Source organism: Variovorax palleresanus (assembly GCF_051144945.1).
Classification (GTDB): domain Bacteria; phylum Pseudomonadota; class Gammaproteobacteria; order Burkholderiales; family Burkholderiaceae_C; genus Variovorax; species Variovorax paradoxus_S.
In genome coordinates, this window is the sequence record NZ_JBJNVP010000002.1 from 4,844,924 (window position 1) to 4,870,161 (window position 25,238).

The following is a 25,238-nucleotide window of genomic DNA, read 5'->3' on the forward strand; positions in this document are numbered from 1 at the left end:
GCCGGCGCATGAGGTTGCTGTCCCTGTTCGGGCTCGACGCCCGTCTGCGACGGCTGCGGATTGCTGCGGCCGAAGGCGCGCTGGCCGCCGAAGACCGTGTGCAGTTGCTGCGCATGGCCTGGGAGGACGAGAAGCAGCGCCTCAAGCTGATGCTCGTCTTGGTGGTTGCCGTGCTCGGCCTGACCACGGTGGCTGTGGCCTTGCTGTCGATGGCGGTGGTGGTGCATTTCTGGGAAACGCCTCACCGCATCGCGGCGGCGTGGGCCGTTGCTGGCGTGTGGATCGTGCTTTGGCTGGGCGCCGCATCGGGCCTGTACCTGAGCCTTCGCAATGCCTCGAACAGCTTCATGCCGGCGCGGCACGAGTTTGAACGCGACTGGGCCTGGGTTCAGGACAGCTTCGGACTCGGCAAGGATCCAGACCAGGACGAGGAAGCGCCGCGCCCGCCGCGGCCAGCCACGCGCGAAGAGCTGCTCGCGCGCATGGATCGCCAGCGCGAACGCATCGCCACGATGCAGGGCGCAGGCGCGGCGCAGCAGTCTGCAGGCGCAGCAGGGGGCTCTTCTTCCGAAGCGCCTCCGACCGACGAGTCGGCTGCCGCCGCGGCATTGCGCATCGCGCGGGAGCACCCGGTTGCCACAGGCGTGGTGGCCGCGGTGGCCGTGGTGGTGATCCGTCCCAGGCGGCTGCTGCGCTGGGCGGCGTTCATTGCGCCAGTGCTCTGGCGCATGCGCTGAGAGAGAAGAGAAAAAAGAAGCGAACGAAGGCTCAGGCGGCGCTGCGGCTTTGCTGCAGCAGCGCCTGGGCCGCTTCGCGCACAAGGGCCGGGCCGCGGTAGATGAGGCCGGTGTAGATCTGCACCACGTCGGCGCCCGCGGCAATCTTGGCCTTGGCATCGGCCGCGCTCAGGATGCCGCCAACCCCGATGATCGGAAAACCCGGCCCCAGGGCGGCCCGCAGCTGCGCAATCACGCGGTTGCTGGCTTCGCGCACCGGCGCGCCCGAGAGTCCGCCCGCTTCGCCGGCATGCGGCAGGCCCGCCACCGCGTCACGCGCCAGCGTGGTGTTGGTGGCAATCACGCCGTCCATGCCGTGGCGCTGCAGCGTGGCGGCAATCACGGCGACCTGGTTTTCGTCGAGATCGGGAGCGATCTTCACGAACAGCGGCACGCGCCGGCGGCTGCGTTCGGCCAGCGCATGGCGGCGCTCGGCGATGGCACCCAGCAGGGCATCGAGCGCCTCGTCGCTTTGCAGCGTCCGCAGGTTGGCCGTGTTGGGGCTCGAGATATTGATGGTCACGTAGTCGGCATGCGCATACACGCCGTCCAGGCAAGCCAGGTAGTCGTCGACCGCGCGCTCGATGGGCGTGGTGGCGTTCTTCCCGATGTTGAGCCCGAGCAGCATCGGCTTCTTGCCGGCGCTGCCGCCGCCGTTCTTGCGAAAGCGGGCCTTCTGCACGTTGGCGAGAAAGGCATCGAGCCCTTCGTTGTTGAAGCCGAGCCGGTTGATGAGCGCATCGCGCTGCGGCAGACGGAACATGCGCGGCTTGGGGTTGCCCGGCTGCGCCTTGGGCGTCACGGTGCCGACTTCGACGAAGCCGAAGCCCATGGCGGCAAAAGCGTCGATGCAGCGGGCGTTCTTGTCGAGCCCGGCCGCCAGCCCGACGCGATTCGGAAACTCCAGCCCGGCGAGCGTAACCGGGTCATCGATGCGCGGCGCGGCGTAGGCGCAGGCCAGCGGCGTGTTCTGCGTGCGGGCCAGGCCGTCGAGCGTGAGTTCGTGGGCGTGCTCCGGGTCGAAGCCGAACAGAAAGGGCCGGGCCAGGCCGTAGAGCGAAGAGGGGAGCAGGAGCATCGGATAATTCTCGACTTCAATGAGCCAAGGATTCTCCGCGATGACCGCACCCGTTTCTCCTTCTTCCGCTCCCGGCGCCGCCGCCATCTCTCAGGACGAGCTCAAGGCCCAGGTTGGCCGCGCCGCGCTGGCCTACGTGGTGAAGGGTGAAATCGTCGGCGTGGGCACCGGCTCGACCGTGAACAAGTTCATCGACGCGCTGGCCACGATCAAGGACCAGATCAAGGGCGCGGTGTCCAGCTCAGTGGCTTCGACCGAACGCCTGCGCGCGCTCGGCATTCCGGTGTTCGACAGCAACGAGGTCGAGGAGCTCGGCGTCTACATCGACGGCGCCGACGAAATCGACCACCGCGGCTTCATGGTGAAGGGCGGCGGCGCGGCGCTCACGCGCGAAAAGATCGTCGCGGCGCAGTCGCGGCGCTTCGTCTGCATTGCCGATGCGTCCAAGCTGGTCGATACGCTCGGCGCCTTTCCGCTCCCCGTGGAGGTGATTCCGATGGCGGCGCGCCGCGTGATGCGCCAGTTCGAGGCCATGGGCGGCATTGCGCAAGTGCGGGAAAAAGACGGCCTGCCGCTCGTGACGGACAACGGTCAGCACATCGTCGACGTGACGGGGCTGCGGATCAGCGATCCGCTGGCTTTCGAATCCGAGGTGAGCCAGTGGCCCGGCGTGGTCACGGTCGGCGTGTTCGCGCGCCAGAAGGCCGACGTGTGCCTGCTCGGCACGCCTTCCGGCGTGCAAACCATGCAGTTCGACTGAAAAAGCCTTTGGCAGCAAAGGCCCGGCGGCCGCTCAGAACTTGATGCCCGCTGGATTGCTCGGGCTCGGGCCACTGGGAGCGGGCGCGGCCTGCTGCGGCGCAGGCGCCGGAGGTGCTGCCTCGGGCGCAGCGGGTGCCGCCTGCTGCGCAACCAACGGACGGGCCGGCGGATTGCGGTAGCCGGCAGGCAGGCTGTTGCTCTTCGGGTAGCCCGCGGCATCGAGGTATTGCGACCATTCGGCGTCGGAGAAACCCTTGAGCTGCTGCGCACCGATCGTCAGCAGCGGCAGCGAAGCCTGGGCGGTCAGCCGCTGCAGGGCCTCGACGTCCTGGTTGCTCTTGACGGTGCGCTCCTCGAAGGGGACGCCGCGCGTGGTGAGCATCGAGCGGGCGGTGCTGCAAGGCGCGCATTCCTCGCCGCTGTACAGGGTGACGGGATAGCGCTGCGCCACCTGCCGCAACTCATAGGGCAGGCCGGCGTTGGCGGGCGGCGCGCTGGCGGCCTGCGGCCCGGCGGCCGGTTCGGTGCTGGCGGTGGGCGCGCGGTCGGAGAAAGTGACTTTGCCGTTCTTGTCGACGTTGCGATAGATCGGCTGGGCTATGGCACCCGCGGCAATCAGCAGCAGGGCGGTGGCGGACAGGCGATGCAAGGGAAATTTCTTGTGGATCGAAGGCATCGCCCGAGTATCGCAAGCTTCAGGCCCGCATCAAGCGGGCTGGGCCTCGGCCATGCCCTGGTGTCGCAGCAATGCATCAAGCTGCGGCTCGCGGCCGCGGAAGGCCTTGAACGAATCCATGGCGCTGCGGCTGCCGCCCGCTTCGAGAATGGCCTGGCGGTAACGGCGGCCGGTTTCGATGTTCGGCTGGCCGTCGGCGCCCACGGTTTCCTCGAAGGCCGCATAGGCGTCGGCGCTCAGCACCTCGGCCCACTTGTAGCTGTAGTAGCCGGCCGCGTAGCCGCCCGAGAAGATGTGGCTGAAGGTGTTGGGCGTGCGACTGAAGGGCGGCGAGGGCATCACGGCCACCTCGGCGCGCACCTTGCCGAGCAGCGCGAGCACACCGCCCGGCTGCGCGGTGGCTGCCTGGTATTCGGTGTGCAGCAGCATGTCGAACAGCGAGAACTCGATCTGGCGCAGCGTCTGCAGGCCGCTCTGGAAGTTCTTGGCGGCGGTCATCTTGTCGAACAGCGCGCGCGGCAGCGGCTCGCCGGTATCGACGTGGGCCGTCATGTGCGTAAGCACGTCCCACTCCCAGCAGAAGTTTTCCATGAACTGGCTCGGCAGCTCGACGGCGTCCCACTCGACGCCGCTGATGCCCGAGACGTCGCGCTCGTTCACCTGCGTGAGCATGTGGTGCAGGCCGTGGCCGAATTCGTGGAAGAGGGTGGTCACGTCGTCGTGCGTGAGCAGCGGCGGCTTGCCGTCCACACCGCTCGCGAAGTTGCACACGAGCTGCGCCACCGGCGTTTGCAGCGCGCCATCGTCCGGCCGCAGCCAGCGCGCGCGCACGTCGTCCATCCAGGCGCCGCCGCGCTTGGCGGCACGGGCCGATGGGTCCAGGTAGAACTGACCCACCTTCTGGCCGGCCCGCTCGATGCGATAGAACTCGACGCTCGGATGCCACGTGGGCGCGCTGTCGCGGCGAATGGACACCTCGAAGAGCGTCTCGACGATCTTGAACAGGCCGGCCATCACCTTGGGTGCCGGGAAATACTGCTTCACCTCCTGCTCGCTGAAGGCATAGCGCGCCTCCTTCAGCTTCTCGCCGATGTAGCTCCAGTCCCAGGCTTGCGGATCGGTGATGCTCAGTTGTTCCGACGCGAACACGCGCAGATCGGCCAGGTCGCGTTCGCCATAGGGCTTGGCCTTGGCCGCGAGGTCGCGCAGGAACTTGACCACCTGCTCGGGCGATTCCGCCATCTTGGGCACGACCGAGAGTTCGCCGAAATTCTTGTAGCCGAGCAGCTTTGCTTCTTCTTCCCGCAGCGCAAGAATCTCGCTGATCAGCGCCGTGTTGTCGAAGGCCGGATCGCCGAGTTCGCTGGCGCGCGTGACGTACGCGCGGTAGAGCGTTTCGCGCAGCGCGCTGCTCTTGGCAAACTGCATCACGGGCAAATAGCAGGGCATCTTGAGCGTGAGCTTGTAGCCTTGCTTGCCTTCGGCTTCGGCGGCCGCGCGCGCCGCGCCAATCACGTCTTCCGGCACGCCGTCGAGCTCGCCCAGCGCTGCGTAATAGGAGAAGGCGTCGGTGGCGTCGAGTGCGTTCTCGCTGAATTTCTGGCTCAGCTCGGCCTGCCGTTCCTGGATGTCGGCAAAGCGCTTCTTCGCGTCGCCCTGCAGTTCCGCGCCGCCGAGCACGAAGTTGCGCACCGCATTGCGATGCGCCTGGCGCTGCTCGGTGTTGAGGGTGGCTACGTCGATGGCCTTGTACTTTGCATACAGGCGCTCGTCCGAGCCCAGACGGGTCCAGAACGCCGTAACGCGCGGCATGGCCTCGTTGTAGGCGGCGCGCAGCTCCGGCGTATCGGCTACGGCGTTGAGGTGGCCAACCGCACCCCAGGCGCGGCTGAAGCGTTCGGACGCCACGTCGAGCACCTTGGAAATCGCATTCCAGTCGGCTGGAAAGTCAGCCGCGGTGACGGTCTGCAGCGCCGCCTCCGCATCGGCCAGCAAGATGTCGACCGCAGGCGCAACGTGCTCGGGCTTGATGCGGTCGAACAGCGGGAGATCGGCGAAATCGAGGAGGGGGTTGGTCATGGAGATCACTTTGCGGCGCGTTCCGCAGCTTCAAGGGTGTTGGCGAGCAGCATCGCGCGGGTCATGGGGCCGACGCCGCCGGGCACGGGGGTGATCCAGCTGGCCACTTCCTTCACGCCGTCGAAGTCGACGTCGCCCGCGAGCTTGCCGTCTTCCTTGCGGTTCATGCCCACGTCGATCACGACCGCACCGGGCTTCACCATGTCGGCCGTGAGAATGTTGCGCTTGCCGACCGCGGCAACCACCACGTCGGCCTGGCGCGTGATGGCGGCCAAGTCCTGGGTGGCGCTGTGGCAGATGGTCACGGTGGCGTTCTTGGCCAGCAGCATCATGGCCATGGGCTTGCCGACGATGTTGCTGCGGCCGATGACCACCGCATGCTTGCCGCGCAGGTCGTAGCCGATGGATTCGAGCATCTTCATGCAGCCATACGGCGTGCAGGGCCAGAAGCCGGGCGCACCGGTCATCAGCGCGCCGGCGCTGGCCACGTGAAAACCGTCCACGTCCTTGGCCGGCGAGATCGTCTCGATGACTTTCTGGCTGTCCATGTGCTTGGGCAGCGGCAGTTGCACCAGGATTCCGTGCACCAGCGGGTCGTCGTTGAGGGCGCGAATGCGGGCCAGCAGTTCGGCCTCGCTCATGTCGGCGGGATAGCGTTCCAGCGTGGCTTGCAGCCCGGTTTCGGTGCTGTCGTTGACCTTGTGCTTCGTATAGACCTGGCTGGCCGGATCCTCACCGACGAGGATGATGGAGAGGGCCGGGTTCACGCCGCTGGCCTTCAGTGCCGCGGTACGGCCGGCGACCTCGGCGCGGATGGTTTTTGCGAGGGCGTTGCCGTCGATCAGTTGGGCGGTCATCGGTTTCGATTTTCCAAGTAAAAACGCCCGCTTGCGCAGGCGTGGTGGACATGTATTGCTATCGGGACGATAGCTTCTAGGCCTTGGAGGGCGCCGCCTGCCCGAGGGCGATCTTGAGCAGATCGGCCACGGTGTTGGCGTTGAGCTTTTCCATGATGTTGGCGCGGTGCGCCTCGACCGTCTTGATGCTGATGCCCAGGTCGTCGGCAATCTGCTTGTTCAGGCGGCCGGCCACGATGCGCTCGAGCACCTGGGCTTCGCGGCCGGTGAGCTTGGACAGCAGCGCGTCGCGGCTGGCCGATTGCTGGTGCTGGGTGAAGGCACCGCGCGCATGCTCGAGCATGCGCTCGACCAGCGTGACAAGTTCTTCGTCGTTGAACGGCTTCTGGATGAAATCCATGGCGCCCTTCTTCATGCTGTCGACAGCCATCGGCACGTCGCCGTGGCCGGTGATCACCACGATGGGCAGCGGGGAGCGCCGCTCGATCAGCCGATCCTGCAGTTCGAGGCCCGTCATCCCGGCCATGCGGATGTCGACGATCAGACAAGCGACTTCGCGCGGGTCGTATCGGGAAAGAAAGGACTCGGCGGAATCGAAACAGCGGACCCTGTAGTCCTTGCCTTCGAGCAGCCATTGCAGCGAATCTCGTACCGCCTCGTCGTCGTCGACGACATAGACAGTGCCCTTCTTCGGAATCAAACTCATGCAGGTACCTTTGCCTCGTCGCTTGCTACGGAACTGGGAGCATCCAACACCGGAATCCAGAAGGAAAAACGGCATCCGATCACATCCGGGCCATTGTAGATGTTCTCCGCCTGCATGCGCCCGCGATGCGACTCGACGATGGTGCGGCAAAGGTTCAACCCGATGCCCATGCCTTCCGGCTTGGTAGAGAAAAATGCTTCATACAGCCGGTCCATCACTTCGGGCGCCAGGCCCTTGCCGGTGTCCTGCACCGAGAATTCGATGGCGTTGTGGCCCTCGATCACCTTCGGCAGCACGCGCAGCTCGACGCTCCGGCGCGCCAGGGGGCGCTCGGCAATGTCGATCGCCTCGGCTGCGTTCTTCAGCAGGTTGACCATCACCTGCTCGATCAGGATCGGGTCCACCTGCACCACCGGCAGACGGGCCGCCACGTAGTGGTTGAGCCGCACGTTGCGCCGGCGCAGCTCGATGCCCGCGAGCTCGACCGCCTCGCTCACCATGGTGGCGACGTCGGCGGCGGTGCGGTTGGGCTCGCTGCGCTTCACGAAGGAGCGGATGCGCTGGATGATCTGGCCCGCGCGCTGCGCCTGCTTCGAGGTTTTTTCCAGCGCCGCGAGCAGCGCGTCGGAGTCGATCGCCTGGCCCTTGATGCGCGACATCATCCCGTTGCAGTAGTTGGTGATGGCCGTCAGCGGCTGGTTGAGTTCGTGCGCCACGCTGGAGGCCATCTCGCCCATCGTGATCAGGCGGCTCGCGGCCTGGGCGCGGTCGGCCTGCGCGGCCGCCTGCTCTTCGGCGTCGCGCCGCGGCGTGATGTCGGTGGCAATCACCAGCTGGGCGAGCCGGCCGTCGACCCATGTGAGGTAGCGCGAACGCACCTCGAGCCATTTGCCCAGGTGCGGCACGAAGATCTCGTTGTTGGCGGTCTGGGCGGCGGTCAGGGTATCGATCGGCAGGCCGGCGTAGGGGTCGACGTCGTCCAAGCCCTCGTCGTGTGCATTGGAGGCGGGCACGCCGGCTTGCGCCACCATGCCCAGGTGGCCCACGGTGTCGGAGCCGAACCAAAGCCGGTACAGCTTGTTCGCGAACAGCAGTTCCTCGCTGCCGATGGGCGCCACCGACACCGCGGCATCGAGCGCCTCTAGCACTGTGGTGAAGCGCTCGTAAGACGCCGACAACTGCTCGCGGATGCGCGTGGGCTCGGTGATGTCGGTCATCGACGTCATCCATCCGGTCTGGTGGCCGCGCGCGTCGATCAGCGGCGACACATAGAGCCGGGCGTTGAACACGCTCCCGTTCTTGCGTTTCACGCGCACCTGGAAGCCGCCGGGCAGGGCGCGCCCGTGCAGTTCTTCTTCGAGGCGCTCGTTCATGACCTCGCGGTCCGATTCCAGCCAGTAGGGGAAGGGCGGCGATTGCCCCACCAGCTCGGCCTCGCTCCAGCCCGTCATGGCGCAGAAAGCGGCGTTCACGTAGGTGATGCGGCCCTGCAAGTCGAGCACGCGCATGCCGGTGAGCATGGAGTTTTCCATGGCGCGCCGGAAATTGGTCTCGGCCACCAGCCGCTGCTGGGCCTGCTGGCGCCGCCGGGTGTGGCGCCAGGTGCCGATCAGCATCCAGCTCGTCAGCACGCTGAGCGCGCAGACCAGCCAGAAGAGGCCATTGCCGACCACCCCCTGCGAGGTACGGTAGGCCTGGGCCCGCAGCACCAGCGCGTTGCCGACGGGCGACACCGGCACTTCGTATTCGTTGGTTCTCTCGGACCAGGGCAAGAGCCGCGTGCCGCTCTCCCTGGTGCTGGCGGTGGTGTTGCCCGCGATCACGTTGCCCTTGGCATCGAGCAGCGAAACGGCATAGCGCGCTTGCACTTCCGAGGGCATGCCGTAGCGCAGCAGGCCGTCGACCGAGAACTCGCCCAGCACCACGCCCGCGAACAGGCCCTGGTCGAAAAGCGGAATGTGCAGCTGCAACATGGCCGTGGGATCGCCGCCGGCGATCGGCTGCGAGAAAACCGGCTGGCGCAGCTCGCGCGCCAGCGCGTAGTTGCTCTCGATGTCGCCCGGGCGAAGCACGTCGCCGATCAGGTGCTGCTGGGCGGGATGCACGCTCGGCGCGGAGTAGCCGGCCTTGAAGCGGCGCCGGTCGTCGATCCAGGCGACGGTCTGCAACTCGGGAAACTGGCTCACCAGCGATTCGGCCCGGCTCGCGAACTCGACCGGATCGATCTCCCGGTTCGAGGCGTCGCGCGCGATGCGCATCAGCTGCTCCTGGCGTTCAAGGAGGCGCAGGCGCATGCGCTGCTGGGCGTACTCGACGTCGCGCCGCACCGACTCCTGCTCGCGCTCGACCTCTTCGGTGCGCAGATACCAGAACGACGAGACGATGGCGGCGAGAAACAGCAGCACCGCCGCGATCGGCGCGAGCATGGCGACGGCGTCCTGCAGCACCGGTGTCTGCCGGCGCCACCAGCGGCGCCACCACGAGAGGAGCGACACATTCACGGCGCTGCGGGCCGCCGCCAGCGGAGAGGGAAAAGGCATCTTGCGAGTTTAGGGGATGCCCCTTGCGCGATAAGTGAAATGCTGCAGTGACACTGGTTGCGGCACGGTTGGCCGCCAGATAGGTCTGTTTTAAAATATCACATTAAGAAATCATCATGCGCCATTTGAAATATCGGAATTTCTGTGCGAAACTCGCCCGCGTTTATTGCAGAGCGCACTAAATTACAGCCACAGCCCTAAAAGGAGAGACAAGCATGTCGGCAAATCCAGAGAACCTGTTCGGCTCGGCCGCGAACGACGCGGACGCCCAGGAAACCCGTGAATGGATGGATGCACTGTCCTCCGTGATTCAAAGCGAGGGGCCTGAGCGGGCTCACTTTCTTCTGGAGCAATTGCTCGAGCATGCGCGGCAGCACAGCATCGACAAGCCGTTCTCCGCCAATACCGCCTACGTCAACACCCTGGAGCCCGATCAGGAAGAGCGTTGCCCCGGCAACCTCGAGATCGAGGAGCGCCTGCGCGCCTACATGCGCTGGAACGCCATGGCCATGGTGGTCAAGGCCAACCGCCATCATCCGCCCGAAGGCGGCGACCTGGGCGGTCACATCGGCTCCTTTGCTTCGCTGGCCAACATGTTCGGCGCCGGCTTCAACCACTTCTGGCATGCCGAGAGCGAAAACCACGGTGGCGACTGCCTGTACATCCAGGGCCACGTTTCGCCCGGCATCTATGCCCGCGCCTACCTCGAAGGGCGCCTGAGCGAAGAGCAATTGCTCAACTTCCGCCAGGAAGTGGACGGCAAGGGCCTGTCCAGCTACCCGCATCCGAAGCTGATGCCCGAGTTCTGGCAGTTCCCCACGGTGTCGATGGGCCTGGGCCCGCTGATGGCCATCTACCAGGCCCGCTTCCTCAAGTACCTGCATGCCCGCGGCATCGCCAACACCGAGAACCGCAAGGTCTGGGTGTTCTGCGGCGACGGCGAGATGGACGAGGTCGAATCGCTGGGCGCCATCGGCCTGGCCGCGCGCGAAGGCCTGGACAACCTGATCTTCGTCATCAACTGCAACCTGCAGCGCCTCGACGGCCCGGTGCGCGGCAACGGCAAGATCATCCAGGAGCTCGAAGGCGAGTTCCGCGGTTCGGGCTGGAACGTCCTCAAGCTGATCTGGGGCAGCGGCTGGGACCCGCTGATCGCACGCGACAAGGAAGGTGCGCTGCGCAAGATCATGATGGAGACCAATGACGGCGACTACCAGTCGTTCAAGGCCAACGATGGCGCCTACGTGCGCAAGCACTTCTTCGGCCGCGATCCGCGCACGCTCGAAATGGTGTCCAAGATGAGCGACGACGACATCTGGCAGCTGCGACGCGGCGGCCACGATTCGCAGAAGGTCTACGCGGCCTTCGACGCGGCCGTGAAGCACAAGGGCCAGCCGACCGTGCTCCTGATCAAGACGGTCAAGGGCTTCGGCATGGGCAAGATCGGCGAGGGCAAGAACACGGTCCACCAGACCAAGAAGCTCGGCGACGAGGACATCAAGGCCTTCCGCGACCGCTTCAACATCCCGATCCCCGACAGCCAGATTGCCGACCTGCCGTTCTACAGGCCGGCCGACGACACGCCAGAAATGAAGTACCTGCACGAGCGCCGCAAGGCCCTCGGCGGCTACCTGCCGCACCGCCGCACCAAGGCCGACGAGAGCTTCACGGTGCCGTCGCTCGATGTCTTCAAGTCGGTGATGGAGCCCACGGCCGATGGCCGCGAAATCTCGACCACGCAGGCCTACGTGCGCTTCCTCACGCAGCTTTTGCGCGACAAGGCGCTGGGCCCGCGCGTCGTCCCCATCCTGGTGGACGAAGCGCGCACCTTCGGCATGGAAGGGTTGTTCCGCCAGATCGGCATCTACAACCCCGCAGGCCAGCAGTACACCCCGGTCGACAAGGACCAGGTCATGTACTACAAGGAAGACAAGGCCGGCCAGATCCTGCAGGAAGGCATCAACGAAGCCGGCGGCATGTCGAGCTGGATCGCGGCGGCCACGTCGTACAGCACCAACAACCGCATCATGGTGCCGTTCTACGTGTACTACTCGATGTTCGGCTTCCAGCGCATCGGCGACCTGGCCTGGGCGGCCGGCGACATGCAGGCGCGCGGCTTCCTGCTGGGCGGCACCTCCGGGCGCACCACGCTGAACGGCGAAGGCCTGCAGCATGAAGACGGCCACAGCCACATCCTGGCCAACACGATCCCGAACTGCGTGAGCTACGACCCGACCTTCGCGCATGAAGTGGGCGTGATCCTGCACCACGGCTTGAAGCGCATGGTCGAGAAGCAGGACAACGTCTACTACTACCTGACGCTGCTCAACGAGAACTACCCGATGCCCGGCCTCCAGCCCGGCACCGAAGAGCAGATCATCAAGGGCATGTACCTGTCGAAGCAGGGCCCCGCGCTCAAGGCCAAGGCGCCCACGGTGCAACTGCTGGGCAGCGGCACCATCCTGCGCGAGAGCTTTGCCGCGCAAGAGCTGCTCGAGAAGGACTGGGGCGTGTCGGCTTCCGTGTGGAGCTGCCCGAGCTTCAACGAGCTGACGCGCGACGGCCAGGACGCCGACCGCTGGAACCTGCTGCACCCGGACCAGGAGCCGCGCGTGCCCTTCGTGGCCGAGCAACTCGCGCCCACGACCGGCCCGGTGGTGGCATCGACCGACTACATGAAGGCCTACGCGGAACAGATCCGCCCCTTCATTCCGAAGGGCCGCACCTACAAGGTGTTGGGCACCGATGGCTTCGGTCGCAGCGATTTCCGCAGCAAGCTGCGTGAGCACTTCGAAGTCAACCGCCACTACATCGTGGTGGCCGCGCTCAAGGCGCTCTCCGAAGACGGTGCGGTGCCGGTGGCCAAGGTGGTCGAGGCGATCAAGAAGTACGGCATCAATGTCGACAAGGTCAACCCGCTTTACGCCTGAACATCAACAATCAACGAACGAACGGCGCCTCACGGCGGGAGACAAACGATATGGCAGCAGTGGAAGTCAAGGTGCCGGACATCGGCGATTTCGATGAAGTCGCGGTGATCGAGGTGCTGGTGAAGGTGGGCGACACGGTCAAGGCCGAGCAGTCGCTCATCACCGTGGAATCGGACAAGGCGTCGATGGAGATTCCGTCGTCGACCGCCGGTGTGGTGAAAGAAATCAAGGTCGCAGTCGGCGGCAAGGTCAAGGAGGGTTCCGTGGTGCTCGTGCTCGAGGCCGAGGGTGCGGGTGCGGGTGCTGCTGCAGCACCGGCCCCCGCGCCTGCAGCGGCCCCGGCTGCCGCAGCGCCCGCACAGGCCGCAGCGGCGCCTGCCCCGGCTGCCGCACCGGCCGCCTCGGGTCCGGTCGAAGTCAAGGTGCCCGACATCGGCGACTTCAAGGATGTCGCGGTCATCGAGCTGCTGGTCAAGCCCGGCGACCAGATCGCGGCCGACCAGTCGCTGATCACGGTGGAGTCGGACAAGGCCTCGATGGAAATTCCGTCGTCGGCTGCCGGCGTGCTCAAGGAACTCAAGGTCAAGGTGGGGGATACGGTCAACATCGGGGACCTGATCGCAATACTCGAAGGTTCGGCGGCCGCCAGCCCCTCACCCCAACCCTCTCCCCAGAGGGGCGAGGGAGCCAATTCCCCGGCCGCAGCCGCTGCTCCCGTTTCCTCTCCCTCTCCCGCCTCTGCGGGAGAGGGCCGGGGTGAGGGTGCACCCGCACCGGCAGCGCACGAACCCACCGTGGCGCCCACGGGCAAGCTGCCGCATGCGTCGCCCTCGGTGCGCAAGTTCGCACGCGAACTCGGTGTGCCGCTCGAAGAAGTCAAGGGTTCCGGTCCCAAGGGCCGCATCACGCAGGAAGACGTCCAGAGCTTCACCAAGGCCGTGATGAGCGGCCAGGCCAGCACCAAGGCCTCGGCGGCCAAGGCGCCGGCAGGCGACGGCGCGGCACTGGGCCTCATTCCGTGGCCCAAGGTCGACTTCACGAAGTTCGGCACGGTCGAGCGCAAGGACCTGTCGCGCATCAAGAAGCTCAGCGGCGCCAACCTGCACCGCAACTGGGTGATGATTCCGCACGTCACCAACAACGACGAAGCCGACATCACCGAGCTCGAAGCCTTCCGCGTCTCCACCAACAAGGAGAACGAGAAGTCGGGCGTCAAGGTCACGATGCTGGCCTTCGTGATCAAGGCGGTGGTTGCGGCGCTGAAGAAGTTCCCTGATTTCAATGCCAGCCTCGACGGCGACCAACTGGTCTACAAGCAGTACTTCCACGTCGGCTTTGCGGCCGACACGCCCAACGGGCTGGTGGTGCCGGTGCTGAAGGATGCCGACAAGAAGGGCATCCTGCAGATCAGCCAGGAAATGGGCGAGCTCGCCAAGAAGGCGCGCGACGGCAAGCTCGGCTCCGCCGACATGCAGGGCGGCTGCTTCTCGATCAGCTCGCTCGGCGGCATCGGCGGCACGCATTTCACGCCCATCATCAACGCCCCCGAAGTGGCCATCCTCGGCCTCTCCAAGGGCCAGATGAAGCCGGTGTGGGACGGCAAGCAGTTCGTGCCGCGCCTGACGCTGCCGCTGTCGCTGTCGTACGACCACCGGGTGATCGACGGGGCCCTGGCTGCGCGTTTCAACGCGTACCTAGGCCAGGTGCTTGCGGACTATCGCCGAATCCTGCTATGACCACCGTAGTGGCCGTCCGCAAAGGCGGCCAGGTCACGATGGCGGCGGATTCGTTGGTGACCTTCGGCGACACGCGGCTTTCGCACAGCGCCGAGGCCAACCAGAAGATCTTCACCGTCGAGGATGCGGCGGGGCAAAGCCTGTTTGCCGTGGCCGGCGCCGCCGCGCACTTCCTGGTGCTGCAACACGCGCTGGCCGCGCAGCCGCGCGAGGCGCTGCTGTTCGGCAGCAAGCACGAGATCTTCCGCACCTTCACGCTGCTGCACCCGGTGCTGAAAGATTCGTTCTTCATGCAGACCAAGGAAGACGAGCACGAGCCCTACGAGTCGAGCCAGTTCACGATGCTGATGGCGAATGCCAGCGGCATCTACGGCATCTACAGCTACCGCGAGGTGTTCGAGTTCAAGCAGTTCTGGGCCATCGGCTCGGGACGCAGCTTTGCGCTGGGCGCCATGCACACGGCCTATGACATCAAGTCGCGCACCTCGCGCGACGTGGCGGAGGCGGGAATCGCCGCCGCCTGCGAATTCGATCGCAATTCGGCCCCGCCGGTCGACGTTCTCACACTCAAACTGAAAGTGTCCAAATGAGCGAACAACAAATCAAGGTGCCCGACATCGGTGACTTCGACGAAGTCGCGGTGATCGAGGTGCTGGTCAATGTCGGAGACACGGTCAAGGCCGAGCAGTCGCTGATCACGGTCGAATCGGACAAGGCCTCGATGGAGATTCCGTCGTCGGCGGCCGGCGTGGTGAAGTCGCTTGCGGTCAAGGTCGGCGACAAGGTGAAGGAGGGCTCGGTGGTGCTGACGCTGGAGGTCGACGGTGCCGCAGCGCCCGCGCCGGCCGCGGCTGCACCCGCGCCCGCACCCGCCGCAGCGGCCCCCGCACCCAAGGCGGCAGCCCCGGCTCCGGCCGCCGCGCCCGCGGCGTCCACCTATGGTGGCAAGGTCGACGTCGAGTGCGACGTCATCGTGCTCGGCGCCGGCCCCGGCGGCTACTCGGCCGCCTTCCGCGCGGCCGACCTCGGCCTCAAGGTGGTGCTGATCGAACGCTACGCCACGCTCGGCGGCGTGTGCCTGAACGTCGGCTGCATCCCGTCGAAGGCGCTGCTGCACGTTGCCTCGGTGATGGACGAAGTGAAGCATTTCGCCGACCTCGGCGTGAGCTTTGCCGCGCCCACGGTGGACCGCGCCAAGCTGCTCGGCCACAAGAACAAGGTGGTGGGCAAGCTCACCGGCGGTCTCACGGCCATGGCCAAGATGCGCAAGGTGACGGTGCTGCGAGGCGTCGGCAACTTCATCGATCCGTACCACCTCGAGGTGGAGGAAACCTCGGGCACCAGCTGGGACACGACCGGCAAGAAGCAGACCGTCAAGTTCCGCAACGCGATCATCGCGGCCGGCTCGCAGTCGGTGAGCCTGCCCTTCATGCCCAAGGACCCGCGCGTGGTCGATTCCACCGGCGCGCTCGAGATGGGCACCGACCCCAAGCGCATGCTGATCCTGGGCGGCGGCATCATCGGCCTCGAAATGGGCACGGTGTATTCCACGCTCGGCGCGCGCCTGGACGTGGTCGAGATGCTCGACGGCCTGATGCAGGGCGCCGACCGCGACCTGGTGAAGGTCTGGCAGAAGATGAACACGCCGCGCTTCGACAACATCATGCTCAAGACCAAGACGGTCGGCGCCGAAGCCACGAAGGAGGGCATCAAGATCACCTTCGAGGGCGAGCAGGCGCCGAAGGAACCGCAGGTGTACGACCTGGTGCTGCAGGCCGTGGGCCGCAGCCCGAACGGCAAGAAGATCGGCGCCGAGAAGGCCGGCGTGGCGGTGAGCGACCGCGGCTTCATTCCGGTCGACATCCAGATGCGCACCAACGTGCCCCACATCTTTGCCATTGGTGACATCGTGGGCCAGCCCATGCTGGCGCACAAGGCGGTGCACGAGGCGCACGTGGCGGCCGAGGTGATCGCCGGCGAGCAGAAGGGCGACAAGGAGCTCTCGAGCGCCGCCTTCAATGCCCGCGTGATTCCGAGCGTGGCCTACACCGACCCCGAGGTGGCGTGGGTGGGCCTCACGGAAGACCAGGCCAAGGCCGAAGGCATCAAGATCAAGAAGGGCCACTTCCCGTGGACCGCTTCGGGCCGCGCCATTGCCAACGGCCGGGATGAGGGCTTCACCAAGCTGCTGTTCGATGCCGAGACGCATCGCATCCTGGGCGGCGGCATTGTCGGCACGCACGCCGGCGACATGATCGGCGAGATCGCGCTGGCCATCGAAATGGGTGCCGACGAGATCGACATTGGCAAGACCATCCATCCGCATCCGACGCTGGGCGAAAGCATCGGCATGGCAGCCGAGGTGGCACACGGTACCTGTACCGATCTGCCGCCTGCAAAGAAGGCCTGATCGATCGGGCGGCCGCTCCCTTAGCCGGAGCGGCCACAAAAAATCCCGCCGCGGCGGGATTTTTTTCGTTCTGCGGAAACTGGCGGCTCAGTTGCCGGTGTGTGCCGCGGCGGTTGCTGCAGCCTTGACTTCTTCGTTTGGTGCGCCACCGAGCACGCGGCGGGCGCCATCGAAGCGGCGGCTCCAGTAGCTGCCGTTCATGTCTTCCACGCGCACCTGGGCGCCAGTACGCGGCGAATGGATGAACTTGCCTTCACCGACGTAAATGCCGACATGGCTGAAGGCACGGCGCATGGTATTGAAGAAAACGAGGTCGCCGGGCTTGAGTTGGCTGCGGTCGATCTTTTCGGTGGCGGCCGCTTGTTCCTCGGCACGGCGGGGCAGCAAATGGCCGACCGTCTGGTTGTACATGGCGCGCACGAAGCCGCTGCAATCGAAACCGGATTCCGCTGTGTTGCCGCCGCGGCGGTATGGCACGCCGAGGAAGCCGATGGCGGTCACCACCAGATCGGAAGTTCGCTCGGCGACGGTTTGGCGGACCTGCTGGAGTTGTCCGATCAGGCCTTTGTCGGCGAGCAAGCGGGCAAGTTCGTCATCGGTTCGGTCCTGTTGAGGGGCGGCCTGGACGGCGACGGCAAACAGGAGGGACGCGGGTAGGACGAAAAAACGCATGGCGCGTAGGATATTGATGACGCCCGGTTATGTCAACCTCATCCGAATTAACGAATGTAGCCGCAACCTGTTGATTTACAAACTATTTTTCGATTCGGCTGAAGAAAAAATGTAACGGTCAACCTTTATGAACCATAAGCGATTGCCTGCAAGTTAACTTTTGTATTCATCTTGAATGAGCTAACGGCGTGGATTTGCATCGCAATACGCGTCAAGATCGGTCCAATTACCGGGAAAAGACATGAACCTGCGCATTCGCACGATCCTCCGCCTGTTGGGAAACAGTGTTCTCGTCGCCGGTTTGGGTTTCTGGGGCACCGCCCTTGCGCAGATGCGGCCGGAGACTGTTTCTTCCGGACTTGAGAATCCGTGGGGCGTGGCCTTTTTGCCGAGCGGCCGTTTTCTGGTTACAGAGCGTCCGGGCCGGTTGCGGCTGATCAGTGCCGACGGAAAGATCGGCGCACCCATCACCGGCCTGCCCGCGATCGCCGCGGGAGGCCAGGGCGGCTTGCTCGACGTACTGGTCGATTCAGGCTTCGAAAAGAATCGCACCTTGTATTTCTGCTTTTCCGAGCCAGCGGCCAACGGGTCGACCAACAGCACGGCGCTGGTGCGCGCCCAACTGTCCGAAGACGGCGCGAAGATCGAGAACCTCAAGATCGTCTTCAGCCAGCAACCCAAGGTGGCCAGCCGCCACCATTTCGGATGCCGCATCATTGAGGCGCGCGACGGCACGCTTTTTCTCACGCTGGGCGATCGGTTCAGCCGCAAGGAAGATGCGCAAAAGCTCGACAACCATCTGGGGAAGATCGTGCGCATTGCCAAGGACGGCACCGCGCCCAAGGACAACCCGTTCGTCGACAAGGCCGGCGCGCTGCCGGAAATCTGGAGCTACGGCCACCGCAACGGGCAGGGCGCGGCGCTCGCACCCGACGGCCGCTTGTGGATGACCGAGCACGGCCCGCAAGGCGGCGACGAGATCAATGTTCCGCAAGCCGGCCGCAACTACGGCTGGCCGGTGATCACCTATGGCGAAAACTACGGCGGCGGCAAGATCGGCGATGGCATCACGGCCAAGGACGGCATGGAGCAGCCGCTGCACTACTGGGTGCCGTCGATCGCGCCATCGGGCATGGCCTTTCTCACCAGCGACCGCTATGGCGCGGGATGGAAAGGCAATCTGTTCGTCGGTTCGCTGAAGTTCGGCTATCTCGATCGCATCGAGCTGAAAGACGGCAAGGTGGTTGCCGAACACAAACTGATGGCTGATGGCAGGGCCCGCATACGCGATGTGAAGCAGGGGCCGGACGGATGGCTCTATGTGCTGACCGACGAGTCGGATGGCAAGCTGCTGCGGCTGCGTCCGAACTGAGCTTTTTTCTTCACCCGGGGCAGCCCGGCAGCGGAAGCGTTGGCAGCATGCGGCGCCAGAGCCGCGTCCATTCGGGCCAGTCGTGGCCGCCTTCGGTCGTGAACACGCGCTCCTTGGGCAGCGCGGCCGCCAGCAATTGGTGGCTGAAAGCAAAGCGGTCCTCGGTGCCGTAGCCCAGGTAGAGCGGCGGCCGAGCACCGAACGTTGCGGTGGTGCCCACGTAGCCGCGCAGCCATTGCCAGAGCTGTGTCTCGTTCGGGGCTCGCGGGTCGCTGCCCGGCGGATCGCCCAGCGGGCCGGTCCAGCGCGTCACGCCGCCGGCGTTGGCGATGTCGGTGCTGAGCGTGCGCTCCCCGAGGTAGGGCGCAAGGGCCACGAGGCCGGCAAGCTCGCCCGGATGCGTTTGCGCATAAAGCAGTCCGCCGAACCCCCCGACCGAGATGCCGACGATCCAGATCGACTTGTAGCCTTTGCCGCGGGCCGGCACCATCACGTCCTGCTCCAGGCGATCGAGGATGGTCTTGCCGTTGTAGTAGCCAAGATGCGCATCGACCCGCATCACGTCGACCGCGAGCCTGTTGTCGTTCAGTGCCTTGACGAAGCCCTCGCGCGTGAATTCGTCCGGGTGCGAATACGCGCCGGGGAGCATCACCAGCAGCGTGTCGGCGTTCGGCGCGCAGCTGCTCTTTTCGAGCGTGCTCTCCAGCGGCGCCTTGGCGGTGCGCAGGCCGCCACATCCGGTCACCACGAACGCCGCACCAAGGGCCAGAATCGACAAGTGGCGCCGGGTCGAAAAGAAGATCTGCATCGGCCCGGAGTCTAGAGAGATGCGCGCCTTTTCGGTGGTACGGTCGGCCCCATCAACTCCATTTGAATGAAAGAACCGGTTCATGCTGCTCGACGCCTCGCAATCCCAACTCGTGCTGGTCGACTATCAGGCGCAACTGATGCCTGCGATCTTCGAGGCCGATGCCGTGGCGCAGAACGCAGTGCGCCTGGGCAAGATGGCGCGCCTGTTCGAGGTGCCGGTCTGGGGGACCGAGCAGAACCCCTCGAAGCTCGGCGAAAACGTGCCCGACATTCGCGCGCTGTGCCAGCGCACCTTGTCCAAGATGCATTTCAGCGGCATGGAGGAGGGCCTCGGCGAATGGCTGCGCGTACCGGCCAAGGCGCCGCAGGGCAATGCCCGCAGCCTGCCCAAGCACCTGCAGAAACCCGCCGCCGCGGCCGAGGAGCGCAACACGATCGTGATTGCCGGCTGCGAAGCGCACGTCTGCCTGCTGCAGACGGCGCTCGACCTGCTGGAGGACGAGTTCGAGGTCTGGGTCGTGACCGACGCGTGCAGTTCGCGTACCGAGCGCAACCGCGATGCCGCCTTCGACCGGCTGGCCGGTGCGGGCGCCGAACTGGTGACCACCGAGATGGTCGGCTTCGAATGGCTGCGTACGGCCGAACATCCGGCATTTCCCGAGTTGCTGAAGCTCGTTCTCTGACGTGAAGCCGGCTCGATAGGCGTCTCGCACCCCGGGGCAGGCGCGGGCGGAACCCGATTGTTCGGGCCGTCAGCTTGCTGCAAGATCGGTCTCCATAATTATGAATTCAGTTTTGGCGTGGCCGCCGGACGATTCATATAAGGAGACAACGCAGATGAGCCGCTACGAAGAGTTCTATCGCCAGTCGGTCGATGCCCCCGAGGCTTTCTGGGCCGAGCAGGCCAGGCTGATCGACTGGCAGACGCCTCCGGCCCAGGTGCTGGATGCCAGCCGGCCGCCATTCGCGCGCTGGTTCGTGGGCGGCACCACCAATCTGTGCCACAACGCGGTCGACCGGCACCTGGCCGAGCGGGCCGACCAGCCGGCATTGATCTTCGTCTCGACGGAAACCGGCACCGAAAGGACCTACAGCTTCCGCGAGCTGCACGCCGAGGTGCAGCGCACCGCCGCCAGCCTGATCGAGCTGGGTGTGGGCAAGGGCGACCGCGTGCTCATCTATATGCCGATGATTCCCGAGGCCGCGTTCGCGATGCTGGCCTGCGCCCGGATCGGTGCCATCCATTGCGTGGTGTTCGGCGGTTTTGCAAGCGGCTCGCTGGCCACGCGCATCGAGGATGCCGAGCCCAAGGTGGTGGTGAGCGCCGACGCCGGTTCGCGCGGCGGCAAGGTCATCGCATACAAGCCGCTGCTCGACGAGGCCATCCGGCTTTCGAAGCACAAGCCCTCGGCGGTGCTCCTGACCGACCGCGGCCTGGCGCCGATGGACCTGACGGCCGGGCGCGACCACCTGGCTGCCGAACTGGCCCGGAAGCACCACGATGCCGAAGTGCCCTGCACCTGGCTGGCCGCCACCGACATCAGCTACACCATCTACACCAGCGGCACCACCGGCAAGCCCAAGGGCGTGCAGCGCGACGTGGGCGGCTATGCCGTGGCACTGGCCGCCAGCATGGCGCACATCTTCGACGGCCGCGCCGGCGAAACGTATTTCTCGACCAGCGACATCGGCTGGGTGGTGGGCCACAGCTACATCGTCTATGGCCCGCTGATCGCCGGCATGGCAACCCTCATGTACGAGGGCCTGCCGACGCAGGGCATCGACAAGCAACCCGATGGCGGCATCTGGTGGCGCCTGGTCGAGAAGTACAAGGTGACCGTGATGTTCAGCGCGCCCACCGCGGTGCGCGTGCTCAAGAAGCAGGACCCGGCGCTGCTGAAAAAGTACGACCTGTCCAGCCTGCGTGCCCTGTTCCTCGCGGGCGAACCGCTCGACGAGCCCACTGCGCGCTGGATCAGCGACGGGTTGGGCGTGCCGATCATCGACAACTACTGGCAGACCGAGTCGGGCTGGCCGATGATCACCATCGCCAACGGCGTCGAGGCCAAGCCGAGCAAGTTCGGCAGCCCGGGCGTCCCGATGTACGGCTACCGCATCAAGATCCTGCACGAATCGACCGGCGAGGAATTGACCGCCCCGAATGAGAAGGGCGTGGTCGTGGTCGAGGGGCCGACCCCGCCCGGATTCATGCAGACGGTGTGGAAGGACGACGAGCGCTTCGTCAACACCTACTGGAAGAGCGTGCCCGGCAAGATGGTCTATTCGACCTTCGACTGGGGCATTCGCGACGAGGACGGCTACTTCTACATCCTCGGCCGCACCGACGACGTGATCAACGTGGCGGGCCACCGCCTCGGCACGCGCGAGATCGAGGAAAGCATCTCGGGCCACGCCAGCGTGGCCGAGGTGGCGGTGGTCGGCGTGGCCGACGCGCTCAAGGGCCAGGTGGCCATGGCCTTCGTCGTGCCGCGGAATGGCCGCGCCCTGACAGACGCCGACGAGGCCCTGAAGCTCGAGGGCGAGATCATGAAAGTGGTGGCCGACCAGCTTGGCGCACTGGCGCGCCCCGCACGGGTGCGCTTCGTGGGCGGCCTGCCCAAGACCCGCAGCGGCAAGCTGCTGCGGCGTGCCATCCAGGCCGTTTGCGAGCAGCGCGATCCCGGCGACCTGACCACCATCGACGACCCCGCCACGCTGCAGCAGATCAAACAGTTGGTTTCTTCGGCCTGAATGAGCAAAAGCGCGCCTTGCGAAGGCGCGCCGGAACGCCATATGTCTGACGTGGCACAATGCGAAGGTACTCAGGCCCTTCCCCAGCCACAGTCGCATCCGCCAATCGGTTCAGCCGTGTCGCGGAAGGTTTCTTAACCAGCTAGTGCTTCCTTCAGGGAAGCGAAGGTCAGCGGAATATGAGCGATTCTTCTACGCCATCGGCGTACACCGCCTATCAAGGCAACACCTACCTCTTCGGCGGCAATGCGCCCTACGTCGAGGAGATGTACGAAAACTACCTTGCCAACCCCGGCAGCGTGCCCGACAACTGGCGTTCGTATTTCGACGCGCTGCAGAATGTGCCCGCGGTCGACGGCACCAACACCCGCGATGTGCCGCACCAGCCGGTCATCAACGCCTTCGCAGAACGCGCCAAGCAAGGTACGACCAAGGTCGTGCAGGCCAGCGGCGCCGATTCCGAACTCGGGCGCAAGCGCACCTCCGTCCAGCAGCTGATTGCCGCCTACCGCAACGTCGGCGCACGCTGGGCCGATCTCGACCCCCTCAAGCGCGCCGAGCGCCCGGCCATCCCGGAACTCGAGCCCTCGTTCTACGGCTTCACCGATGCCGACCTCGAGACGGTGTTCAACACCAGCAACACCTTCTTCGGCAAAGAGACCATGTCGCTGCGCGACCTGCTCAATGCCTTGCGTGAGACGTACTGCGGCACCATGGGCGCCGAGTACATGTACACCACCGACCAGAACCACAAGCGCTGGTGGCAGCAGAAGCTCGAAAGCGCGCGCACCAACCCGCAGCTGACGACCGAGCAGAAGAAGCACGTGCTCAACCGCCTGACGGCCGCCGAAGGCCTCGAGCGCTTCCTGCATACCAAGTACGTCGGCCAGAAGCGCTTCTCGCTCGAAGGCGGCGAAAGCTTCATCGTCTCGATGGACGAGCTCATCAACCAGGCCGGCATCAAGGGCGTGCAGGAAATCGTGATCGGCATGGCCCACCGCGGCCGCCTCAACGTGCTGGTCAACTCGCTCGGCAAGATGCCGGCCGATCTGTTCGCCGAGTTCGACCACACCGCACCCGAAGACCTGCCGAGCGGCGACGTCAAGTACCACCAGGGCTTCAGCTCGGACGTGACCACGCCCGGCGGCCCGGTGCACCTGAGCCTCGCGTTCAACCCCTCGCACCTCGAGATCGTGAACCCCGTGGTCGAAGGCTCGGTGCGCGCCCGCATGGATCGCCGCGCCGACCCGCTGGGCAAGCAGGTGCTGCCCGTCATCGTGCACGGCGACGCCGCCTTTGCAGGCCAGGGCGTCGTGATGGAAACGCTGGCCCTTGCCGAAACGCGCGGCTACTCCACCGGCGGCACGGTGCATATCGTCATCAACAACCAGATCGGCTTCACCACCAGCGACCCGCGGGACAGCCGCTCGACGCTGTACTGCACCGACATCGTCAAGATGGTCGACGCGCCGGTGCTGCACGTGAACGGCGACGACCCTGAAGCCGTGGTGCTTGCCACCCAACTCGCCCTTGAATTCCGCATGGAGTTCCAGAAGGACGTGGTGGTCGACATCATCTGTTTCCGCAAGCTGGGCCACAACGAGCAGGACACCCCCTCGCTCACCCAGCCGCTCATGTACAAGAAGATTGCCAAGCACCCCGGCACGCGCAAGCTGTACGCCGACAAGCTGGCCGCTCAGGGCTTGGGCGAGTCGCTCGGCGACGACATGGTCAAGGCGCAGCGCGCCGCCTTCGACGAAGGCAGGAACACCGTCGACCCGGTGCTCACCAACTTCAAGAGCAAGTACGCGGTCGACTGGAATCCGTATCTCAACAAGAAGTGGACCGACGCCGGCGACACCGCCATCCCGTCGTCCGAATGGAAGCGCCTGGCCGAAAAGATCACCACGGTGCCGACCGGCTTCACGGTGCATCCGCTCGTGAAGAAGGTGCTGGACGACCGCGCCGCCATGGGCCGAGGCGACGTCAATGTCGACTGGGGCATGGGCGAGCACATGGCCTTTGCCTCGCTGGTGGCCAGCGGCTATCCGGTGCGCCTGTCGGGCGAGGACAGCGGCCGTGGCACGTTCACGCACCGCCACGCCGTGCTGCACGACCAGAACCGCGAGAAGTTCGACGAAGGCACCTACACGCCGCTGCAGAACGTGGCTGAAAACCAGGCCCCGTTCGTCGTCATCGACTCGATCCTGTCGGAAGAAGCCGTGCTCGCATTCGAATACGGCTACGCCTCGAACGACCCCAACACGCTCGTGATCTGGGAAGCCCAGTTCGGCGACTTCGTGAACGGCGCCCAAGTGGTGATCGACCAGTTCATCGCCTCGGGCGAAGTGAAGTGGGGCCGCGTCAACGGCCTGACCATGATGCTGCCGCACGGCTACGAGGGCCAGGGCCCCGAGCACAGCTCGGCACGCCTGGAGCGCTTCATGCAGCTGAGCGCCGACACCAACATGCAGGTGGTGCAGCCGACCACGGCCAGCCAGATCTTCCACGTGCTGCGCCGCCAGATGGTGCGCAACCTGCGCAAGCCGCTGATCATCATGACGCCGAAGTCGCTGCTGCGTAACAAGGACGCGACCTCGCCGCTGTCCGAGTTCACCAAAGGCAGCTTCCAGACGGTCATTCCGGACAGCAAGGGCCTCAAGGCGGAGAAGGTCAAGCGCCTGGTCGCCTGCTCGGGCAAGGTCTACTACGACCTGGCCAAGAAGCGCGAAGAACGCGGCGACGACGACGTGGCCATCATCCGCGTCGAGCAGCTCTATCCGTTCCCGCACAAGGCGTTTGCCGCCGAGATCAAGAAGTACCCCAATCTCAGCGACGTGGTGTGGTGCCAGGACGAGCCGCAGAACCAGGGCGCCTGGTTCTTCGTGCAGCACTACATCCACGAAAACATGCAGGAAGGCCAGAAGCTCGGCTACTCCGGCCGTGCCGCTTCGGCATCGCCTGCGGTCGGCTACTCCCACCTGCATCAGGAACAGCAGAAGGCGCTCGTCGATGGCGCATTTGGCAAGCTCAAGGGCTTCGTGCTGACCAAGTAAAACAATCTCTTTTCACACGAACACCCT

The 25,238-nt window shown here is 65.4% G+C and carries 18 protein-coding genes; 10 read left to right on the forward strand and 8 right to left on the reverse strand.

From position 1 onward, the window contains the following. Window positions 1–8: 8 nt before the first annotated feature. A complete protein-coding gene (locus ACJ7Z0_RS26555; protein ID WP_434792227.1) occupies window positions 9–737 on the forward strand; it encodes a phage holin family protein in 729 nt (242 codons plus the stop codon). A gap of 31 nt (window positions 738–768) precedes the next feature. Here ACJ7Z0_RS26555 and ACJ7Z0_RS26560 read toward each other — a convergent pair whose 3' ends face one another. Further along, window positions 769–1,854: a quinone-dependent dihydroorotate dehydrogenase gene (locus tag ACJ7Z0_RS26560; RefSeq protein ID WP_434792228.1), complete on the reverse strand. Its 1,086-nt coding sequence runs from the start codon at window positions 1,852–1,854 to the stop codon at window positions 769–771. A gap of 40 nt (window positions 1,855–1,894) precedes the next feature. Here ACJ7Z0_RS26560 and rpiA point away from each other — a divergent pair, with 40 nt between their 5' ends. Then, window positions 1,895–2,614 carry a ribose-5-phosphate isomerase RpiA gene (rpiA, locus tag ACJ7Z0_RS26565; RefSeq protein WP_434792229.1) on the forward strand — a complete coding sequence of 240 codons (720 nt, stop codon included), beginning with the start codon at window positions 1,895–1,897 and terminating at the stop codon, window positions 2,612–2,614. Window positions 2,615–2,647: 33 nt separating this feature from the next. Here rpiA and ACJ7Z0_RS26570 read toward each other — a convergent pair whose 3' ends face one another. The 5 genes from ACJ7Z0_RS26570 to ACJ7Z0_RS26590 form a co-directional block, all read right to left on the reverse strand. After that, complete coding sequence (locus ACJ7Z0_RS26570; protein WP_434792230.1) at window positions 2,648–3,292, reverse strand: glutaredoxin family protein; 645 nt, start codon at window positions 3,290–3,292, stop codon at window positions 2,648–2,650. Between the two features lie 30 nt (window positions 3,293–3,322). Next, a complete protein-coding gene (locus ACJ7Z0_RS26575) occupies window positions 3,323–5,371 on the reverse strand; it encodes a M3 family metallopeptidase (protein WP_434792231.1) in 2,049 nt (682 codons plus the stop codon). 5 nt (window positions 5,372–5,376) lie between these two features. Continuing rightward, window positions 5,377–6,228: a bifunctional methylenetetrahydrofolate dehydrogenase/methenyltetrahydrofolate cyclohydrolase FolD gene (gene folD / locus ACJ7Z0_RS26580; RefSeq protein ID WP_434792232.1), complete on the reverse strand. Its 852-nt coding sequence runs from the start codon at window positions 6,226–6,228 to the stop codon at window positions 5,377–5,379. Window positions 6,229–6,304: 76 nt separating this feature from the next. Then, entirely contained in the window at window positions 6,305–6,934 is a 630-nt protein-coding gene (locus tag ACJ7Z0_RS26585; RefSeq protein ID WP_055796273.1) for a response regulator transcription factor, read from the reverse strand. Next, complete coding sequence (locus ACJ7Z0_RS26590; RefSeq protein WP_431132036.1) at window positions 6,931–9,474, reverse strand: PAS domain-containing sensor histidine kinase; 2,544 nt, start codon at window positions 9,472–9,474, stop codon at window positions 6,931–6,933. The genes ACJ7Z0_RS26585 and ACJ7Z0_RS26590 overlap by 4 nt, the downstream gene beginning before the upstream one ends. Window positions 9,475–9,689: 215 nt before the next feature. Here ACJ7Z0_RS26590 and aceE point away from each other — a divergent pair, with 215 nt between their 5' ends. The 4 genes from aceE to lpdA are packed head-to-tail and all read left to right on the forward strand — an operon-like array spanning window position 9,690 to window position 16,550. Next, window positions 9,690–12,404 carry a pyruvate dehydrogenase (acetyl-transferring), homodimeric type gene (gene aceE / locus ACJ7Z0_RS26595; protein ID WP_434792233.1) on the forward strand — a complete coding sequence of 905 codons (2,715 nt, stop codon included), beginning with the start codon at window positions 9,690–9,692 and terminating at the stop codon, window positions 12,402–12,404. A gap of 50 nt (window positions 12,405–12,454) precedes the next feature. Beyond that, the gene (gene aceF, locus ACJ7Z0_RS26600; protein ID WP_434792234.1) at window positions 12,455–14,140 is read left to right on the forward strand and encodes a dihydrolipoyllysine-residue acetyltransferase; all 1,686 of its coding nucleotides are present in this window, start codon (window positions 12,455–12,457) and stop codon (window positions 14,138–14,140) included. Beyond that, complete coding sequence (locus ACJ7Z0_RS26605; RefSeq protein WP_431132030.1) at window positions 14,137–14,730, forward strand: Ntn hydrolase family protein; 594 nt, start codon at window positions 14,137–14,139, stop codon at window positions 14,728–14,730. Before aceF ends, ACJ7Z0_RS26605 begins: the two co-directional genes overlap by 4 nt. Beyond that, entirely contained in the window at window positions 14,727–16,550 is a 1,824-nt protein-coding gene (gene lpdA, locus ACJ7Z0_RS26610; RefSeq protein WP_434792235.1) for a dihydrolipoyl dehydrogenase, read from the forward strand. Before ACJ7Z0_RS26605 ends, lpdA begins: the two co-directional genes overlap by 4 nt. Window positions 16,551–16,637: 87 nt before the next feature. Here lpdA and ACJ7Z0_RS26615 read toward each other — a convergent pair whose 3' ends face one another. Continuing rightward, a complete protein-coding gene (locus ACJ7Z0_RS26615; protein ID WP_434792236.1) occupies window positions 16,638–17,222 on the reverse strand; it encodes a C40 family peptidase in 585 nt (194 codons plus the stop codon). Window positions 17,223–17,463: 241 nt separating this feature from the next. Between ACJ7Z0_RS26615 and ACJ7Z0_RS26620 the strand changes: the two genes are divergently transcribed. Continuing rightward, the gene (locus ACJ7Z0_RS26620) at window positions 17,464–18,594 is read left to right on the forward strand and encodes a PQQ-dependent sugar dehydrogenase (RefSeq protein WP_434792237.1); all 1,131 of its coding nucleotides are present in this window, start codon (window positions 17,464–17,466) and stop codon (window positions 18,592–18,594) included. A 10-nt stretch (window positions 18,595–18,604) separates the two neighbouring features. Here the strand turns inward: ACJ7Z0_RS26620 and ACJ7Z0_RS26625 are convergent, their stop codons facing one another. Next, complete coding sequence (locus tag ACJ7Z0_RS26625; RefSeq protein WP_434792238.1) at window positions 18,605–19,402, reverse strand: alpha/beta hydrolase; 798 nt, start codon at window positions 19,400–19,402, stop codon at window positions 18,605–18,607. An 82-nt stretch (window positions 19,403–19,484) separates the two neighbouring features. Between ACJ7Z0_RS26625 and ACJ7Z0_RS26630 the strand changes: the two genes are divergently transcribed. The 3 genes from ACJ7Z0_RS26630 to ACJ7Z0_RS26640 all read left to right on the forward strand — a co-directional run bounded on the left by ACJ7Z0_RS26630 (window position 19,485) and on the right by ACJ7Z0_RS26640 (window position 25,211). Further along, window positions 19,485–20,087, forward strand: a complete 603-nt coding sequence (locus ACJ7Z0_RS26630) for an isochorismatase family protein (protein WP_434792239.1) — start codon at window positions 19,485–19,487, stop codon at window positions 20,085–20,087. Window positions 20,088–20,187: 100 nt separating this feature from the next. Beyond that, complete coding sequence (locus ACJ7Z0_RS26635) at window positions 20,188–22,155, forward strand: propionate--CoA ligase (RefSeq protein WP_434792240.1); 1,968 nt, start codon at window positions 20,188–20,190, stop codon at window positions 22,153–22,155. A 179-nt stretch (window positions 22,156–22,334) separates the two neighbouring features. Then, window positions 22,335–25,211, forward strand: a complete 2,877-nt coding sequence (locus ACJ7Z0_RS26640; RefSeq protein WP_434792241.1) for a 2-oxoglutarate dehydrogenase E1 component — start codon at window positions 22,335–22,337, stop codon at window positions 25,209–25,211. Window positions 25,212–25,238: the final 27 nt, after the last annotated feature.

Excerpts from the sequence above, each read along its gene's own strand:
- ACJ7Z0_RS26555 (WP_434792227.1), top strand. The coding sequence starts at position 9 with ATGAGGTTGCTGTCCCTGTTCGGGCTCGACGCCCGTCTGCGACGGCTG.
- ACJ7Z0_RS26560 (WP_434792228.1), bottom strand. The coding sequence starts at position 1,854 with ATGCTCCTGCTCCCCTCTTCGCTCTACGGCCTGGCCCGGCCCTTTCTG.
- rpiA (WP_434792229.1), top strand. The coding sequence starts at position 1,895 with ATGACCGCACCCGTTTCTCCTTCTTCCGCTCCCGGCGCCGCCGCCATC.
- ACJ7Z0_RS26570 (WP_434792230.1), bottom strand. The coding sequence starts at position 3,292 with ATGCCTTCGATCCACAAGAAATTTCCCTTGCATCGCCTGTCCGCCACC.
- ACJ7Z0_RS26575 (WP_434792231.1), bottom strand. The coding sequence starts at position 5,371 with ATGACCAACCCCCTCCTCGATTTCGCCGATCTCCCGCTGTTCGACCGC.
- folD (WP_434792232.1), bottom strand. The coding sequence starts at position 6,228 with ATGACCGCCCAACTGATCGACGGCAACGCCCTCGCAAAAACCATCCGC.
- ACJ7Z0_RS26585 (WP_055796273.1), bottom strand. The coding sequence starts at position 6,934 with ATGAGTTTGATTCCGAAGAAGGGCACTGTCTATGTCGTCGACGACGAC.
- ACJ7Z0_RS26590 (WP_431132036.1), bottom strand. The coding sequence starts at position 9,474 with ATGCCTTTTCCCTCTCCGCTGGCGGCGGCCCGCAGCGCCGTGAATGTG.
- aceE (WP_434792233.1), top strand. The coding sequence starts at position 9,690 with ATGTCGGCAAATCCAGAGAACCTGTTCGGCTCGGCCGCGAACGACGCG.
- aceF (WP_434792234.1), top strand. The coding sequence starts at position 12,455 with ATGGCAGCAGTGGAAGTCAAGGTGCCGGACATCGGCGATTTCGATGAA.
- ACJ7Z0_RS26605 (WP_431132030.1), top strand. The coding sequence starts at position 14,137 with ATGACCACCGTAGTGGCCGTCCGCAAAGGCGGCCAGGTCACGATGGCG.
- lpdA (WP_434792235.1), top strand. The coding sequence starts at position 14,727 with ATGAGCGAACAACAAATCAAGGTGCCCGACATCGGTGACTTCGACGAA.
- ACJ7Z0_RS26615 (WP_434792236.1), bottom strand. The coding sequence starts at position 17,222 with ATGCGTTTTTTCGTCCTACCCGCGTCCCTCCTGTTTGCCGTCGCCGTC.
- ACJ7Z0_RS26620 (WP_434792237.1), top strand. The coding sequence starts at position 17,464 with ATGAACCTGCGCATTCGCACGATCCTCCGCCTGTTGGGAAACAGTGTT.
- ACJ7Z0_RS26625 (WP_434792238.1), bottom strand. The coding sequence starts at position 19,402 with ATGCAGATCTTCTTTTCGACCCGGCGCCACTTGTCGATTCTGGCCCTT.
- ACJ7Z0_RS26630 (WP_434792239.1), top strand. The coding sequence starts at position 19,485 with ATGCTGCTCGACGCCTCGCAATCCCAACTCGTGCTGGTCGACTATCAG.
- ACJ7Z0_RS26635 (WP_434792240.1), top strand. The coding sequence starts at position 20,188 with ATGAATTCAGTTTTGGCGTGGCCGCCGGACGATTCATATAAGGAGACA.
- ACJ7Z0_RS26640 (WP_434792241.1), top strand. The coding sequence starts at position 22,335 with ATGAGCGATTCTTCTACGCCATCGGCGTACACCGCCTATCAAGGCAAC.